The sequence below is a fragment of the Lysobacter sp. P5_C4 genome, from assembly GCF_054049695.1.
In genome coordinates this window covers 260,267-277,280 of the sequence record NZ_JBFULX010000003.1, presented here as the reverse complement: position 1 = coordinate 277,280, position 17,014 = coordinate 260,267, and the positions used below count along the sequence as shown (strand labels likewise).

Below are 17,014 nucleotides of genomic sequence, written 5' to 3'. Positions count from 1 at the left end.
ATGCGCGGCGGGGGCTTTGTGCTACGGATGAAACTGGTGTCAGCGGGCCGACATCAACGACAGCACGCGCTCGACGACGGCTTGGATCGAAAGGCCGGTGGTGTCGATCCGGACGGCGTCTTCGGCCGGCCGCAAGGGCGCCACTGCACGGTTCGCATCGCGGGCGTCGCGGGCGAGGATCTCGCGCAACAGACCGGGCAATGTAACGGAAACTCCCTTCTCGCTCAACTGCTTATGGCGCCTTTCGGCCCGTTCTTCGGCACTGGCCGTCAGGAAGACCTTGTGCGCGGCGTCCGGGAAGATCACCGTGCCCATGTCCCGGCCGTCGGCGACCAGGCCCGGCGGGCGCCGATAGGCGCGCTGGGCCTCCTTGAGCGCGGCGCGGACCTCGGGAATGGCGGCGATGGCCGAAGCGGCCGCACCGGCGGTCTCGGTGCGCAGCTCATCGGTGGCGTCCACCCCGTTCACGATGACGCGGGGCTCGTCCCCGTTGCCTTCGCGGAAGTCGATCTCCGTGTCGAAGGTGCAGCGGACCAGCGCCGAGGCGTCCGACAGGTCGATATCGTTCCACCCCGCGGCGATGCCGACCGCACGGTAGAGCGCGCCCGAATCCAGGTAATGCCAGCCCAGGCGCTGGGCCACGTGGCGGCTGATGGTGCCCTTCCCGGAGCCGGAGGGGCCGTCGATGGTGAGGACGGGGATGGCGGGGCGATCGGGCTGGGCTTCGGTCATGGGGAACGATTGTAGTGCAACCACTTGAGCGGCCGAAGAAAACCCGTCAGAATGCGCGGCTTCGCTCCACCCATCCACATTCAACCGTTGCCGAGGTTCGTCATGAAGGTCCTGTCCTCCCTGAAGTCGGCGAAGGCCCGTCACCGCGACTGCAAGGTGGTCCGCCGTCGTGGCAAGGTCTTCGTGATCTGCAAGTCCAACCCGCGTTTCAAGGCGCGCCAGCGCTGAGCGGTTCGCGATTTGCCGATTGACGAAAGCCGCCGCGAGGCGGCTTTCGCATTTTCGGATCCTGCTTCGTGCTTACAATCCCGCCCACTTGCATTCAGGTGGAATGCCAAAGGGGAGAGTCCGCATGGTCGTCCGCATCGTTGCCGCATCCATTTTCGCCCTCGGTTTCGCCGGCGCGGCTTTCGCGCAGGACGCCCAGCCCACGCCTGCCCCGGACACGCGCGTGACCGAAGGCGACACGCTGTTGATCGAACGCGTCAGCCAGGAAAACACCGCGGCCATGCCGGCCCGTGGCATGAGCGCGCAGGAAGTGGAATCCAAGTTCGGCGCGCCCACCAGCAAGCTCGACCCGCGCGGCGGCCAGAAGCATCAGTGGCCGACCATCAACCGCTGGTCCTATCCCACGTTCACCGTCTACTTCGAGAAGGACCGCGTCATCGACGCCGTCGCCAACAAGGCCGACGCCAACGAAGTCGGCCCGAAGCCCGCCATCCGCTGATGCCCGAATCCGCTGCACGCTCCGCCCCCACGGAGCGCTCTTCCGACGCACGTTTCCCCGCGGAGTGGGAGTCCCAGTCCGCGGTGCTCATCGCATGGCCGCACGCCGACACCGACTGGGCCGAGCGCCTGGGCGAAGTCGAGGAAACCTACATCGCGCTGATCGCCGCGCTCGTGCGTTACACGCGCGTCATCGTATGCGTGGCCGACGAAGACCTGCAGACGTACGCCGAGGCGCGCTTGCGTTCGGCACGCGTGGATCTTGCGCGCGTGCGCTTCGTCGAAGTCGAATACGACGACACCTGGCTGCGCGACTCCGGCCCGATCACGCTGCGCACGCCCGACGGCTTCCGCCTGCTCGATTTCCGTTTCACCGGCTGGGGCGGCAAGTTCGAAGCCAGCCGCGACGACCAGTTGATCGAACGGCTCGTCGAACAAGGTGTTTTTGAAGACGCACAACGCGCGCCGATCGACTTCGCGCTTGAAGGCGGCGCGATCGAAACCGACGGCGACGGCACGCTGCTCACCACCTGGCGTTGCCTGCACGAACGTCATCCTGATGCGGATCGCGCATCGCTCGACGCACAGTTGAAAGCGTGGCTGAAGCAGGACCGCGTGCTGTGGCTGGACTACGGCTACCTCGAAGGCGACGACACCGACGCGCACATCGACACCCTCGCCCGCCTCGCGCCGAACGACGCGATCGTGTTCCAGGCCTGCGACGATCCCTCCGATTCGCATTACGCCGAATTGCGCGCGATGGCCGACGAGATCGCGGCGCTGCGCACGAGGGACGGCGCGCCGTATCGCCTGTTCCCGCTGCCCTGGGCGCAGCCAATCCTGGACGACGACCGGCGCCTCGCGGCCTCGTACGCGAACTTCCTCATCGTCGACGGCGCCGTGCTCATGCCCTCCTACGGCGATCCGGCCGATGCGCTCGCCGCCGCCGTGCTTGAAAAGGCCTTCCCCGGCCGCGACATCGTGCAGGTTCCCTGCCGTTCGCTGATCTGGCAAAACGGCAGCCTCCACTGCATCACGATGCAATTGCCGCAAGGACTCGTGCGATGACCCGCAGTACCAGGCTTCCCGTCGCGCTCATCCAGGAACGCAACCACGGTTGCGCCGAAGAAAATCTCGCGGTGATCGAATCGCGCGTGGGCGAAGCGGCGAAGAACGGCGCGCGCCTGGTGTTGCTGCAGGAACTGCACAACGGGCCGTACTTCTGCCAGCACGAGGACGTGCGCGAATTCGACCTCGCCGAAACCATTCCCGGCCCGAGCACGCAACGCCTGTCGAAACTGGCGAAGCAGCACGGCATCGTGCTCGTCAGCTCGCTGTTCGAAAAGCGCGCGACCGGCCTGTACCACAACACCGCGGTCGTGTTCGAAACCGACGGCGCGCTCGCGGGCAAGTACCGCAAGATGCACATCCCCGATGACCCGGGCTTCTACGAGAAGTTCTACTTCACGCCGGGCGACATGGGCTTCGAACCGATCGACACCTCCGTCGGCCGCCTCGGCCTGATGGTGTGCTGGGACCAGTGGTATCCGGAGGGCGCGCGCCTGATGGCGCTCGCCGGTGCGGAGCTGCTGCTGTATCCGACCGCCATCGGCTGGGACCCCGACGACGAACAGTCCGAAAAGGATCGCCAGCGCAACGCGTGGATCCTCAGCCACCGCGGGCACTCGGTTGCCAACGGCCTGCCGGTGTTGAGCTGCAATCGCGTCGGCCACGAGCCCTCGCCGATGGGCACATCGGGCATCCGCTTCTGGGGATCGAGCCACGTGCTGGGCCCGCAGGGGGAGTTCCTCGCCGAAGCCAACCAGGACCAACCCGAGGTCCTGATGGCCGAGGTCGACATGGAGCGCAGCGAACACGTGCGTCGCATCTGGCCCTTCCTCCGGGACCGCCGCATCGACGCGTACCAGGACCTGCTGAAGCGCTACCGCGACTAGGGTCGACCCATCGGGGGACCGCATCAGCCGACAAGCGGTCCACAAAATACGAACGGTCGTGCTAATGTCCGCCGCCATGAGCACCCAAACCGCCACGCCGAAGGGCGCAGCCACCCGCGACACGATCGTCGCGCGGGCCTATGACATCGCACGCGCCTCCGGCGTCGAAGGCTTGTCGATCGGTCCACTCGCGGCTGCCGTCGGCATGTCGAAGAGTGGCGTGTTCGCACACTTCGGCTCGCGGGAAGATTTGCAGCTGGCGGTCCTGGAAGAAGCCGCGCAACGTTTCGGCAACGCAGTCCTCATGCCGGCGTTGACCCAATCCCGCGGGCTGCCCCGGCTGCGCGCCATCATGGCGCACTGGTTCGAATGGGTGCGCAGCACCGCGGCCGTCGGTGGCTGCGTGCTGATGGCCTCGGTGATGGAATACGACGACCGCCCCGGTGCGCTGCGCGATCTGGTCGTCCACAACGAACATCGCTGGCGCAACGAACTCGCGCGCGCCGTGCAACTGGCCATCGACGCAGGCCATCTCGCACAGGGCGACGTCGACCAATACGTGTTCGAGCTTTACGCCATTCCGCTCACCGTCCATCACGAAGCCGGCCTGTTCGGCTACGACGTCGCGCGCCGCCATGGCGATGCCGCCGTCGAACGATGGATCGCGGCTTACGCGCCGCGACCCGCCTCCCCCCAACGCTGATTGCACGCCGGAGCCCCCATGGCAACGCCCGCCTCTCGAATTAGCACGACCGTTCGCTCTTCGCTGCATCTGGTCGCAGTGCGCCTGGGGTTCCGCGTCTTCGGAATGCTCAACCCGAAGACCACGCTGCGCGCCGCCGGCAAGTTGTTCTCCACGCCCTTCGGATCCAGCCGCGCGCGTGCCCTCGCCGCGCCCGTCGGCGCTGCGCGCATCGGACAGATCACGGTCGACGGCAAGCGCATCGCCACCTACACGTGGGGAGATCCGCAGCGCCAGCCTTACGTGTTGTTCGCGCATGGCTGGTCGAGCCACGGCACGCGTTTCCTGCCCTGGGTGCCGCGTTTGCGCGCGGAAGGCTACGCGGTCGTCGCCTTCGACCAGGCCGCGCACGGACGCAGTTCGGGTGAGCGCACCACCTTGCCGGGCTTCGCGGACACCTTGCTCGCCGTCGGACGACGCTTCGGCCCCGCGGCCTTGCTCGTCGGGCATTCGCTCGGCGGCGCGGCCGCGAGTGTCGCGCTGGCGAACGGCCTGCAGGCCGAACGCGTCGTGCTGATCGCACCGGCCGCGGATCCGGAAGCGGCGACCGAACGCTTCGCCCGCATGATCGCGTTGCCACAGCGGCTGTGGCGCGCGCTGATCTGCTCCTTCGAGCGCCACGTGGGCGTCGCCTTCGACGACCTCCAGGCGCATCGCAACGCGCCGTGCATCGCGCGACCGGCGCTGATCGTGCACGACCTGGAGGATCGCGAGGTGCCTTGGTCGGAAGGCGAGCGTTATGCACGCTACTGGGCCGATTCGCGCCTGCTCAGCACGCAGGGCCTGGGCCACAACCGCATCGCGGGAGATGCAGGCGTCATCGCCGCGGCCCTGCGATTCGCGCATGGCGAGACGGTGGGCGTCCGCGTGGTGTCATCACGGAACCTGCCCTACGGGTTCGCCTGAGCCAGGCGAACGTCCATACTGCGCGGCTATGACCGATCCGACCGCGCAGCCCCCCGCCCTCTTCGCCGACCAGCCGCACCTCCGCGTCGAACGCGACGGCGTGGCCTACACCTTGCTCGGCACCGCGCACGTCTCGCGCGCCAGCGTCGATGCCGTGCACGCGGCGATCGCCAGCGGCGAATTCGACACGGTCGCCGTCGAACTCGACCCGCAACGCCTGGCCGCGCTGAGCGATCCCGACGCACTCGCGCGCATGGACCTGGTCAAGGTCCTGCGCGAAGGCAAGACGGCCTTGTTCGCCGCAAACCTCGGCCTGGCCGCGTATCAACGTCGCCTCGCCGAACAACTGGGCATCGAACCGGGCGCCGAACTCAAGGCCGCGGTGAACGACGCGAACGCACGCAACCTGACCGTGCACCTCATCGACCGCGACGTCGGCCTCACCTTCAAGCGCGCCTCGCAACGCCTGGGCTGGTGGGGGCGCGCGAAGCTCGGCGGCGGCATCGCCGCGTCGCTGTTCGGCGACGAGGAAGTCGGCCACGACGAAATCGAAAAGCTCAAGCAGGGCGACATGCTCGAATCCAGCTTCGGCGAATTCGCGCAGGACAACCCGGAGTTGTACGACACCGTCATCGGCGAACGCGACCGCTACATGGCCGCGCGCCTGCGCGAAAGCGCGACGGCGCAAAGCGGTGCGCGCAACGTGCTCGCGGTCGTCGGCGCCGGCCACCTGCAGGGCCTTGCAAAGCACCTGCGCGAAGAAAACCGCACGCCCGGCGACATCCGCGGCCAACTCGAAACGGTGAAGGAGAAGTCGTCCTTCCCGTGGTTCACGGTAATCTTGGCGTTCTTCGTGCTCGGCGGATTCGCGTTCGGGTTCTGGCGCGGCGGCCTGGATGTCGGCGCCGACCTGATGCTGTACTGGGTGATGATCACCGGCACGCTGGGCGCGATCGGTTGTGCCGCGGCAGGCGGACATCCGCTGAGCATCATCGCGGCGTTCTTCGCCTCGCCGGTGACGCCCCTGCACCCGGCATTGGCGTCCGGCACGATCAGCGCGATCGTCGAAGCATGGGTGCGCAAGCCGACTTACGCCGATTTCATGGCCTTGCGCGACGACGTGCAAAGCGTGCGCGGCTGGTACCGCAACCGCGTGGCACGCGTGTTGCTCAATTTCTTCCTGACCAGCCTGGGCACCGCCATCGGTGTCTGGCTCGGCGGTGCCCGGATGCTCGGGAAGTTGCTCGGCTGATTACTCCGAGGCGCTGATCGCGGTGACGGTCGCCACCGACGGCGGCAGCGTCTTCCCGCGCGCCCGATGGATCGCGCGCACGGTGCCATGGCGCAGGTCGTCGAGCATGGCGTAGATCGTCGGCAGGAACAGCAGGCTGACCACCGTCGAGAACGCAAGGCCGCCGGCGATCGCGCGCGCCATCGGGTAATACGCCGGGCCGTCGCCGGCCATCTGCGTGTTGCCCACCGCGATCGGCACCATCGCCAGGATCGCCGTGCCCATCGTCATCAGGATGGGGCGCAGGCGCTCCTTGCTGCCTTCCACCAGCGCGTCGGTGCGCGACAGTCCGCGTCGCCGCAGGTTGTTGATGTGCTCGACCATCACGATGCCGTTGTTCACCACCACGCCCATCAGCACCAGGATGCCGATGAAGGCCATGATGTTGAACTCGGTGCCGGTGAGCCAGAACAGCCAGTACACGCCGAAGATCGAGAAGATCACGCCGCTCATGATGGCCGAGGGAAAGAGCAGCGATTCGAACACCGCCGCCATCACCACGTAGATCATGAACAAGGCGATCAACAGGTTCCACATCATCTGCGTCACCGCCGCGTCGTCGCTCATGAACGAGGGACGGTCGAACGAATAGCTGTAACCGGCGGGGAAGCCTTCGCGCGCCTTCTCGAGCGTTTGTTCGATCGCTTTCTTCGCGTCGGGTTGCGTGACCTTGTCGGCGATGCCGGCGGTGATCGTCAGCGTGGTCTGGCGATTGGTGCGCTCGATGGTCGAGGCAGCCGGACGCACCTGCACGTTGACCATCGACAGCAGCGGCACGCTGCGCCCGTCCGGCGCGCGCACCGTGAAGCTCGCCAGGTCTTCGGTGCCGTAATCGTCGGCCCCGGCGAAGCGCACCCACACCGGCACTTCGGTGTCGCCGCGGCGGAACTCGCGCAGCGGCGCGCCGCGCAAGGCCAGGCCGACGAAGGTCGCCACATCGTTCGCGCTGAAGCCGAAAGCCGCCGCGCGATCACGATCCACCTGCACGGTCAGCTCGCTGTTGCGATCGCCGTTGTCGATGCGCACGTCGCGCAACTCCTTCTTGCGCGCGAGCAGCGGCACGACGTCCTCGGCGATTTCGCTGAGCGTCTGCGTCGAATCGCCCACCAGCATCACCTGCACTTCCTTGCCCGCACCGTTGCCGCCATCCGGACCGCCCTGGTCGCCGATGCCGATGTTGGCGCGCGCCGATTTCGGCATGCCCTTGCGCATTTCCTCGGTGATCTTGGCGACCGCCTCGCGGTCCTTGGTTTCGAGCTTGACGTTGGTGCCGGCCCAGCCCTGCTCGCGATAGCGCGAGAAGACCTGGTCGATCTGGAATTCCTTGCGATGCGCATCCAGGTAGTGCTCGACCTTGAGGACCTCGGCCGACATCTGCTCCTTGGTGTACGCACCCTTCCACTGGTAGTAGATGTCGATCTCGCCGACATCGTCGCCGCCGAACATGTTCGACTTGGTCCACATCACCGGGCCCATGCTCGCGACCACGATCATCAGGATGCCGAGCACGCTCCAGCCACGATGATCCAGCGTCCATCGCAGCAGCACCGCGTAACGGCGCTGCAGGCGCGCGATCAGCCCCTTTTCGTCGCGCACGGCCGGCGGCGTTTTCATGCGCGCCGACAGCATCGGGATCAGGCTCACCGCGACCAGCCAGGAGGCGAGCAGCGAAACGCAGATCGTGATCGCGATCTGGCCCATGTAGATGCTGATCATGTTCTTTTCGCCGAACAGGTTCGGCACGAACACGATGCAGTGGCACAACGTGCCCGCGGACAGTGCGATGGCGACGTGGCGGGTGCCGATGATCGACGCGAGCTTGGGTTCGCCGCCCAGGCGTTCGCGTTCCTGGTAGATGCTTTCCACCACCACGACCGCATTGTCGACCAACATGCCGATCGCGAGCAGCAGGCCCATCATCGACAGCACGTTGAGCGTGACGCCGGCGAAGTACATGAAGCCCAGCGTCATGATGAAGCAGATCGGAATCGCCAGCGTCACCATCAGCGTCGAGGGCCAATGGCGCAGGAAGAAGTACAGCACCGCGATCGACAACAGCAGGCCGATGCCGCCGGCTTCGGCCAGGCCGAGCAGCGAACCGGTCACGCTCTCGCCGGCATCCCACTGCACGAGCAGGTCGATGTCGTTGGTGCCCTGTTCCTTGTTGATCGTGTCGAGTTCGGCGCGCACGTTGCGCGAGACGTCGACGAGGTTGGCGTCGCGTTCCTTGTAGACGTCGATGCCGACCGCGGGGCGCCCGTCCAGGCGACGGCCGTACGGCATCTTCTCCGGCTTGAGGCGCACATCGGCGACGTCCGACAGACGCACGCCCTTGCCCAGCGGCGTGTCGCGCAACTGCTGCAGGTCGACGAGTTCGCCCACCGGCTGCACGCGCAGGCGCTGCACGCCATCGTCGATCTGGCCCGCGGACACGGAGAAGTTCACCGCACGCAGGCGCTGGTCGAGATCGTTCAGCGCCAGGCCGTGCGCGTTGAGCCGGTCCTGGTCGATCGCGATCTCGACTTCGTTCTGCGGCGCGCCTTCCAGTTCGACCTTGGCCACGCCCGGCAGGCGTTCGAGGCGCCGCTTGTAGATGCRGTCGATGCGGTCAAATTCCTTGGTCAGGTCGAGCGACTTGCTGGTGAGGCGCAACTCGAGCGCGGGCTGGTCGCCCGTCGCCCACTTCCAGACGAAGTAACGCTGGAGGTCGTCGGGCAGGTCGGCGCGGATCGCATCGATGCGTTCGCGCGCCTCGGCCGACGCGATTTCGATGTCGCGATCCCAGTCGGAGAACACCACGAACACGGTGCCCTGCTCGGACGTCGCGTTGCCTTCCATGCTCTTGACGTCGGTCATCGTCGAGAGCGTTTCCTCGACGGGCCGCAGGATCGTGCGCTCCACTTCCTCCGGCGTGGAGCCGGCATAGGGCAACTGGATGAAGAGCAGGGGCGCCGAGACATCGGGCATGGCTTCCAGCGGCAGGCGCACCGCCGCGATCAGGCCGACGACGACCATCGACACGAACAACATGATCGTGGTGACGGGCCGCTTGATGCTGAGCTCGGCGACGCTCACGGACTGGCCTCCGGCGCCGGATCAGCCGAACCATTGAGCGGATCCTGGTCGTGTTCGATCAGCGACTTCGCCTTCTTCGCATCCGCACGTTGCGAACGCAGTTTCTGCGCGTAGTACTCGTCCGAACGACGATCCAGCAGGTCGTACACGACCGGAATGACGACCAGCGTCAACAGCGTGGACACCAATAGCCCGCCGATCACCGTGATCGCCATCGGCGAGCGCACTTCCGCGCCCTCGCCCACGGCCAGGGCCAGGGGCGCGAAGCCGAACAGCGTGCACAGCGTGGTCATCGCGATCGGGCGCAGGCGCGAACGCGCGCCATCAATGAGCGCCTGGCGTTTGGGCACGCCCTCCTCGCGCAACTGGTTGACCTTGTCGATCAGGATGATCGCGTTCTTCACCACCAGGCCGACCAGCAGGATCAGGCCGATGAAGACGACCACCGAGATCGCCGAGTTCGTGATCAGCAACGCGAGCACCGCGCCGACGAGAGCGAGCGGGATCGAGAAGAGGATGACGAAGGGATGCAGCAGTGATTCGAACTGCGAGGCCATCACCAGGTAGACGAGGAACACGGCCAGGCCGAAGGCGAACATCAGCGACTTCACCGAGCGATCCAGTTCCTCGCCCTGCCCGCCGATGTGCATGCCCACGTCCGCGCCGAGCGGCGTGTCGTGCACCATCTGCTGCACTTCCTTCACCGCGCCGCCGAGGTCGATGTCGCGCAGGTTCGCCGAGACGATGGCCACGCGCACCTGGTCGGCGCGGTGGATTTCGCTCGGGCCCGTGCCCGCGACGACGTCGGCCACCGACGACAGGCGCACCGGCGTACTGCTGTTCGGGTTGACGATCAGGTTGCGGATGTCTTCCACCGACGCACGATCCGTCGCCTTCGCACGCACCAGCACGTCGATCTTGCGATCGCGGAAGGAATAGCGCGTGGCCACTTCACCGCGCACCTTCTTCACCACGACGTCGGCGATCTGGCGCGACGTCAACCCCAGCGCCGCGGCGCGATCCTGGTCGAAGCGGATCTGGATTTCCGGGAAGCCCTGCTCCACCGTCGAGGTCACGTCGGCGTAATGCGGGTTGCCGCGCAACATCGTCGCAAGCCTGCGACCGGCCGCTTCGATCTGCGGGAGATCGGCGCCCTGCAGTTCGATTTCCAGCGGCGTGGAGAGGCTGAACAGCTCCGGTCGGCTGAAGTCGAGCTGCGCATCGGTGCGGCCGGCCATGCTCTTGCGCAGCTTCTCGGTCAGGTCCGATTCGACCTTCGCGCTGCCGCCGTTCTTCATCACCGCGGTGAGCTTGGCGATGTTCTCGCCGCTTTCGGTCGGGCTGGCATCCAGGCGCGTGCCGGTGCCGCTCACCCCGTACAGCGCGGTGAGGTTCTCGTCCTTGCCGTGTTCGCCCTGCAGGGTCTGCACCACCTTGTCGGTTTCGCGCAACGGCGTGCCGGGCGGCAGCTTCACCGTCATCTCGAAACGGTCCTGCGCGAGCTGCGGGATCAGGTCGGCGCCGAGCAGCGGCACCACCGCGAGCGTGGCGAAGAAGGCGAGCGCGGCGATGGCGAGCACCTTGCGCGGGTGTTCGAGTGCGTTGGGCAGCGTGCGCAGGTACAGCGCTTCGAGACGATCGTAGACCGACATCGCACCGCGACTGGCGGTGCGCATGACCGGGCCGACGACGGCGACCAGGCCGCGCCATGCGCGCACGAACAGCCAGAAGAAACCGAACGCACCATTGCGGATCGCCCAGCCGATGCCGCGACCGGTGGCGGCGACGGGCCGCTGCAACTTCGACGTCGGCTCCCAGCGCGGATGCGCCGGCTCTTCCTTGAACGCGAGCGGTGCACGGCCGCGGATCGAGGAGAGCATCGGGATCAGCGTCATCGACACGACGAGCGAGATGCCGATGGCGAGTGCGACGGTCAGCGCCTGGTCGCGGAACAGCTGGCCGGCGATGCCTTCGACGAACACCAGCGGCAGGAACACCGCGATCGTCGTCAGCGTGGAGGCGACCACCGCCATGCTCACTTCGCGCGTGCCTACGATCGCGGCTTCGACGATGCCAAGACCCCGTTCGCGTGCCTTCGCGATCGATTCGAGCACGACGATCGAGTCGTCGACCACCAGGCCCGTCGCCAACGCCAGGCCGCCGAGCGACATCACGTTGAGGTTGAGGTCGAACTGGCCCATGAAGAAGAACGTGGTGATGATCGACACCGGCAGCGACAGGCCGACGACGAACGTGCTCCAGCCATCGCGCAGGAACAGGAAGATGACCAGGATCGCGAGCATCGCGCCGATGATGCCGTCTCGCTTCACGTCGTGGATGGCGTGCCGGATGAACTGCGATTGATCGTCGATGACGGTCAGCTCGATGTCCGGCGGCATCTGTTTCCGGATGGTCTCGATCGTCGTCGCGATGGCATCGGCGGTGGAGACGGTATTGGCGTCGCCTTCCTTGTAGATCGCAAGTTCCACGGCTTCGTGGCCGCCGAGGCGAATGATCGCTTCGCGCTCCTTGAAGCCCTGGCGCACGTCGGCGATGTCTTTCAGGCGAATCGGCATGCCGCCGGCCGCCGCGGAGCTGCCCGAGGACGCGCTCTGCACGGACGAGGCCGCGGCCATCGCCGCGGCATTGCCCGTCGCTGCGGCCACGCGCGCCATTTCTTCGGCTGCACTCTGCGCACCACCGCCACCCGCCGCTTGCGTGGTGACGAGCAGGTTGCGGATTTCGTCGACGGTCGCGAACTGGTTGACCGTGCGCACGAGGTAACGCTGCGAACCTTCCTCCAGGCGACCGCCGGAGATGTTGATGTTTTCCTGCTGCAAACGCTGGATGACGGTATCGATCGGCAGGTTGAGCTGCGCGAGTTTCTGCTGGTCGATGTCGACCTGCACTTCGTCTTCCAGGCCGCCGCCGACCTTCACCGCGGCGACGCCTTCGACCGGTTCGAGTTTCTTCTTCAGGTCATCGTCGGCGTAACGGCGCAACGCGGTCAGTGCGCCCTGTGTGTCCCGGCCCTTGTTCGCAAGCACCAGGCGCATGATCGGCGCGGTCGAGGGATTGAAGCGCAACAGCACCGGCGGCTTGGCTTCCAGCGGCAGCGAGAGCGCTTCCATCTTGTCGCGCACTTCCAGCGAGGCCTTGTCCATGTTGGTGCCCCACGCGAACTCGAGCACGACATCGCTCTGCCCCGTGCGCGACACCGACTTGAGCTTGCGCAGCCCCTTGACCACGCCGACGGCTTCTTCCACCGGCTCGCTGATCAGCGTTTCGATTTCCGATGGCGCCGCGCCCGTGTACTCGGTGCGCACCGTGAGCGTCGGATAGCTGAGGTCGGGCAGCAGGTTGACCTTGAGGTGGCTCAAGGCGATGAAGCCGAAGATGAGGAACGTCAGCGTCGCCATCATCACCGTGACGCGGCGACGCGTGGAGAATTCGACGACGTTGAAGGAGGCAGGATCGGAAGAATGGTTCACGCGCAGCTCCAGGCCGTTGTCGTCGATCAGCGCGATGCGGTGGCGGCGGCGACGCCCTTGCCGCCGGCAACCGGCGCGGCCGGCTTGGCCTGGTCGCCGACGATCTGCACGGGGCTGCCTTCGCGCAGCGCGACCTTGCCGGCGGTGACGACCTGGTCACCCACCTTCAGGCCCTGGCGCACTTCGGCCCACTGGCCGTCGAGGTAACCAAGCTTCACCGGCACGCGCACGGCCTTGCCCGCCTTGATCGCGAACACCGCCGGATCGCCTTCGTCTTCCAGCAGCGCGATGCGCGGAACGACGAGCGCATCGGTGCGCTGGTCGTAGTCGATGCGGATGCGGCCGAACATGCCCGGCTGCAGCGCGCCACCGCCTTCGAAGGTGCAGATCACGCGGAACGTACCGCTGCCCGAGTCGACGACCGGTGCAATGCGATCGATGACGCCGGAAAACTTCTTGCCGGGCAGCGCGTCGGCGGACAGGGCGACCTTCAGGCCCTGCTGCAGCGTGGCGACTTCGCGTTCGGGCACGTTGAGCGTGGCTTCCAGGCGCGAGGTATCGACGATGCGGAAGATCGGCGTGTTGATCTGCACGAAGTTGCCGTCCTTGATCTTGCGCTCGGCGATCACGCCGGAGATCGGCGCGACGACGTTGGCGTACGAGAGTTCGAGGTTCGCCAGGCGGTTGGCCGCGCGTGCGTTCTCGAGGTCATAGCGGATCGTGTCGATGTCGTTGGCGCTCATCAGCTTCTGATCGGCGAGCGTGACCGAACGCTTGTAGTTGGCTTCGAGCTTGCCCATCAGCGCGGCGGTCTGCGCGGCCTGCAACGCAGCGCGCGAGGAATCCAGGCGCACGAGCACCTGGCCGGCCTTCACGGCCTGGCCTTCCTGCACGAGCACCTGCAGCGCGACGCCGGAGGTCTTGGCGACCACCTGCGACTCGCCGCGGGCTTCCAGCGGCGCGGTGCCGGTGTAGCTGGCGGCGATCGGACGCTTGGTGGCGGCCATCACCTCGACGGGAATGGCATCGGGGCCCTTGTCGTCCTTGGCCTTGGCCTGGGCATCTCCATCCCCCTTCTTGCAGGCGGCGAGCGCGAGCGCGCAGGCGATCAGGAGGGCGCCGGCGCGCAGGGCGCGGCCGTGGATGGAGACATTGGCGGACATGTGGGCTGACCCCTTGGGTGTTGTAGTCAAGTAAATCACTCCCCCGTTCCCGCCGCCATGCGCCATAGGTCATGGTGACTTCGCGGAGGATTCCTGCGTATGGACGGATGCGGGCGTTGCGCGCGGATCGCACTTCGGGAGAGATCGAACAAGAGATGCGTCGATGGTCCGACCGGTTGCACGCGCGCGAACGCATTCGACGGCCACCCGTTTGCCGGTTCCATTCACGTGCGGGCTATACTTCGCCGCTTGCGAGACGCCCGGATGACACGCGTATCGCGCGACCGAACTTCCACCGTGGACTTCACTTCATGATGCGACCGCTGACGATCGCCGCCGGCCTGCTGCTGGCGCCCCTGCTCTTGACTGCACATGCGCAGCAGCCCGCCGCACCGGCCACTGCCGCCGCGCCGGCCGCTGCTTCCACCGCCGCACCGGCCGCTGCCTCCACCGCCGCACCGGCCGCCGCTTCCACCGCCGCCGCCAAGCCGGCCGCGCCTGCCGAACCGAAGGCTGCCGACCTCACCGGCGATGCCGCGAAGGGCAAGGAACTCACCTACACGTGCCGCGGTTGCCACGGCATCACCGGTTACAAGAACGCCTACCCGAGCTACCACGTGCCGCGCATCGGCGGGCAGTCGGCCGGTTACCTGGCCTCGGCGCTCACCGAATATCGCGAAGGCAAGCGCAAGCACCCGACGATGCAGGCGCAGGCGGAGAGCTTCTCGCCGCAGGACATCGCCGACATCGCCGCCTACCTTTCGACCGTGAACGTGCAGAAGTGAGCCTGACCATGACGATCAAGAAGACCGCGTTCGCCATCGCCCTGCTCGCCCTCGCGCTGACCGCCTGTTCGAAGAACGGCGAAGAAGGCAAGACCGAAGGCAGCCACGCCGAAGGCGAGGCGCCGAAGTCTTCCTCCGCCGGCCTGCCGGCGGGCAACGTCGAAGCGGGCATGAAGCTCGCAACGACCAAGCGCAACGGTTTTGCGTGCGTGGATTGCCACGGCGCCGAAGGCAACGCACCGATCGACAAGGTCTACCCGAAGCTCGGCGGCCAGTACTCCGATTACATCGGGCACGCGCTGCTCGCCTATCGCAAGGGCGATCGCGACAACGCGCTGATGACGCCTCAGGCGAAGGACCTCACCGACCAGCAGATCGCCGACCTGGGTGCGTATTTCCACTCCACGGAAAGCCACCTGGCCGACCTGCACAGCGCGCAGTGACACCGCGCTGCGTTTGAGAAAAGGCCCGCGCAAGCGGGCCTTTTTGCGTCAGGGCGTCGTCGAAGCCGGCACCTGCACCGAGGTGTTCGGCGGAGGCGGCGCCTTCCTGACGCTCCCGTTGTCCTGCTGCAGCCAGGGTTTGAACGGGACATCCGGCGGCGGTCGCGCCGTCGCCGCTTGCGCGTTGACATTCGGATCCACCAGGCCGCAGCCGCCGCCGAACTGCAGCAGCGAAACGACGCACGAGATCTTCTTGTCGGTGCCGGGGATCGGGATCGAAAGCGACTTGATCCCCTTGCGCACCCATTCCTGCAGCAGGGTTTCGCTCGGCACCCAATATTGGTCGAACGTGGTCGGCGTGTAGTCGAGCGGCGGGCGCTTGAGCCAACGGCCCGCGCGATCCAGGTCGGCGATGTGCGCTTCCACCGTGCCCGGCGCGTTCTGTCCCGGCGTCGGCGGTTCGCCGAGGTTCGGCCGTCCCTGCGCATCGAAGATGCCGGGCTTTGCACCGGAGCCCGGCTTACCGCCCGGTGTGTTGCGCGTCCCTGCGCCCCAATCGTCCCCGCGATTCGGCGAGGGCCACGCGCCTGGTGCGGCGTTCGGCGTGGTGCCTGCACCGGGCTGCGCCGCGGGCGACGTCCCGCTGCCCGGCGCCTGTTGCCCGCCCGGTGCGGCCGAGGTCGCCGCGGTCGCCGTGCCCGGCGATGTGGAGGGCGCGTTTGACGTCGACGTCCCCGGTGCAGTCGCGCCCGGCGTGGTGCCGCGTGATGGCATCGGGATCTCGCGCGCTTGCCCGCGCAAGGTCGGCAACGCGATCTCGCGCGATTGCGATTGCGCGTTCGCGATCGGGATCTGTTGCGCCAGGCGTGCAGACTCCTCACCGCGCACCTGGGGCGCAATGCGGATGCGTTGGACTTCGACGCGCTGTGTGTCGATCGTCTGCCGTTGCGCTTCCGTGCGCGCGATCGCCTGCGTGGGTTGTCGTAGCTGCGGCATCGTCAATTCGCGTGGCGAGACGTCGACTTCGCGCGGGCGTGGCGGCGGCAATACGAACTGCGTGTCCGGTTGCGGTACTTCCGTCACCTGCAGGGGTTGCGGCGCCGGCGGCACTTCGACGACGGGCGCGGGTTCGGGTTGCGCCTGCGGCGGCGGTTGCGCGGCGACGGGCTCTTCGGGTTGCGGCGCGGGCTGCTCGGGTTGCGGTGGCGGCGGTGGCTGCGTCGGCGCTTCCGATGGCGTCGGCGTTGCCGCGGGCGGCGAAGGTGCGGCGGCGGTTTGCGCCGGTTCCGGTTGCGGCCCTTCCGGCGCGCCCCCGCCGGTTTCCGCCGGCGTGCCCTTGCCGATGAATTCAGCCTGCACGACCTGCTCGCCCGCGCCTTCCGGTGGCGGCGGCGGGACGAAGACATAGGCGAGCCACAACAGCAGGATCGCGAAGAACAGATGCAACACCGCGCTGACGGACGCGGCGAACCATCGCAATCCCCGTTCCTCGCGAATCGGCGGATGCCATTGCTGGCGCCACAAGGTCGCGAACGCCTGCCAACGATTGAGCTGCACCTCGCGCCCGGGCGGCGAAGCGAGCGGACGTTGCGCAAGTTCGTCGACGAAGGTTTGCGGCGGTGCGCCCTTCACCGCATGCGGCGTGGCGTGCATGGTGTCGAACCATTGCTGCCAACCGGGCGGAAACGTCCCCGGCGCCTGCGGG

At 67.1% G+C, this 17,014-nt stretch carries 14 protein-coding genes; 9 read left to right on the top strand and 5 right to left on the bottom strand.

What is annotated here, in order from left to right; all coding sequences use genetic code 11:
* Positions 1-39: 39 nt before the first annotated feature.
* Positions 40-732 carry a (d)CMP kinase gene (gene cmk / locus ACXJJ8_RS09275; protein WP_499029197.1) on the bottom strand — a complete coding sequence of 231 codons (693 nt, stop codon included), beginning with the start codon at positions 730-732 and terminating at the stop codon, positions 40-42.
* 102 nt (positions 733-834) lie between these two features.
* Between cmk and ykgO the strand changes: the two genes are divergently transcribed.
* The 7 genes from ykgO to ACXJJ8_RS09240 all read left to right on the top strand — a co-directional run bounded on the left by ykgO (position 835) and on the right by ACXJJ8_RS09240 (position 6,313).
* Positions 835-960, top strand: coding sequence for a type B 50S ribosomal protein L36 (gene ykgO / locus ACXJJ8_RS09270; RefSeq protein ID WP_010342887.1), 126 nt, complete (start codon positions 835-837; stop codon positions 958-960).
* 124 nt (positions 961-1,084) lie between these two features.
* Positions 1,085-1,459, top strand: coding sequence for a hypothetical protein (locus ACXJJ8_RS09265; protein ID WP_499029195.1), 375 nt, complete (start codon positions 1,085-1,087; stop codon positions 1,457-1,459).
* A complete protein-coding gene (locus tag ACXJJ8_RS09260; protein ID WP_499029193.1) occupies positions 1,459-2,526 on the top strand; it encodes an agmatine deiminase family protein in 1,068 nt (355 codons plus the stop codon). Before ACXJJ8_RS09265 ends, ACXJJ8_RS09260 begins: the two co-directional genes overlap by 1 nt.
* Positions 2,523-3,413: a carbon-nitrogen hydrolase gene (locus ACXJJ8_RS09255; RefSeq protein ID WP_499029191.1), complete on the top strand. Its 891-nt coding sequence runs from the start codon at positions 2,523-2,525 to the stop codon at positions 3,411-3,413. Before ACXJJ8_RS09260 ends, ACXJJ8_RS09255 begins: the two co-directional genes overlap by 4 nt.
* A gap of 76 nt (positions 3,414-3,489) precedes the next feature.
* Positions 3,490-4,116 (top strand): TetR/AcrR family transcriptional regulator, encoded by a 627-nt coding sequence (locus ACXJJ8_RS09250; protein ID WP_499029189.1) that lies wholly within the window; start codon positions 3,490-3,492, stop codon positions 4,114-4,116.
* Positions 4,117-4,134: 18 nt separating this feature from the next.
* Positions 4,135-5,061 (top strand): alpha/beta hydrolase, encoded by a 927-nt coding sequence (locus ACXJJ8_RS09245; RefSeq protein ID WP_499029187.1) that lies wholly within the window; start codon positions 4,135-4,137, stop codon positions 5,059-5,061.
* Positions 5,062-5,089: 28 nt separating this feature from the next.
* Positions 5,090-6,313: a TraB/GumN family protein gene (locus ACXJJ8_RS09240; RefSeq protein WP_499029185.1), complete on the top strand. Its 1,224-nt coding sequence runs from the start codon at positions 5,090-5,092 to the stop codon at positions 6,311-6,313.
* Here ACXJJ8_RS09240 and ACXJJ8_RS09235 read toward each other — a convergent pair whose 3' ends face one another.
* The 3 genes from ACXJJ8_RS09235 to ACXJJ8_RS09225 are packed head-to-tail and all read right to left on the bottom strand — an operon-like array spanning position 6,314 to position 14,081.
* Positions 6,314-9,427: an efflux RND transporter permease subunit gene (locus tag ACXJJ8_RS09235; RefSeq protein WP_499029183.1), complete on the bottom strand. Its 3,114-nt coding sequence runs from the start codon at positions 9,425-9,427 to the stop codon at positions 6,314-6,316.
* Entirely contained in the window at positions 9,424-12,918 is a 3,495-nt protein-coding gene (locus ACXJJ8_RS09230) for an efflux RND transporter permease subunit (protein WP_499029181.1), read from the bottom strand. Before ACXJJ8_RS09230 ends, ACXJJ8_RS09235 begins: the two co-directional genes overlap by 4 nt.
* A 26-nt stretch (positions 12,919-12,944) precedes the next feature.
* The gene (locus tag ACXJJ8_RS09225) at positions 12,945-14,081 is read right to left on the bottom strand and encodes an efflux RND transporter periplasmic adaptor subunit (protein ID WP_499029179.1); all 1,137 of its coding nucleotides are present in this window, start codon (positions 14,079-14,081) and stop codon (positions 12,945-12,947) included.
* Positions 14,082-14,395: 314 nt separating this feature from the next.
* Between ACXJJ8_RS09225 and ACXJJ8_RS09220 the strand changes: the two genes are divergently transcribed.
* Together ACXJJ8_RS09220 and ACXJJ8_RS09215 are read left to right on the top strand one after the other, a co-directional pair.
* Positions 14,396-14,866, top strand: coding sequence for a c-type cytochrome (locus tag ACXJJ8_RS09220; RefSeq protein ID WP_499029587.1), 471 nt, complete (start codon positions 14,396-14,398; stop codon positions 14,864-14,866).
* Between the two features lie 8 nt (positions 14,867-14,874).
* Positions 14,875-15,309 carry a c-type cytochrome gene (locus ACXJJ8_RS09215; RefSeq protein WP_499029176.1) on the top strand — a complete coding sequence of 145 codons (435 nt, stop codon included), beginning with the start codon at positions 14,875-14,877 and terminating at the stop codon, positions 15,307-15,309.
* A gap of 48 nt (positions 15,310-15,357) precedes the next feature.
* Here the strand turns inward: ACXJJ8_RS09215 and ACXJJ8_RS09210 are convergent, their stop codons facing one another.
* On the bottom strand, positions 15,358-16,962 hold the full coding sequence (locus ACXJJ8_RS09210; RefSeq protein ID WP_499029174.1) for a hypothetical protein: 1,605 nt from the start codon (positions 16,960-16,962) through the stop codon (positions 15,358-15,360).
* Positions 16,963-17,014 lie beyond the last annotated feature (52 nt).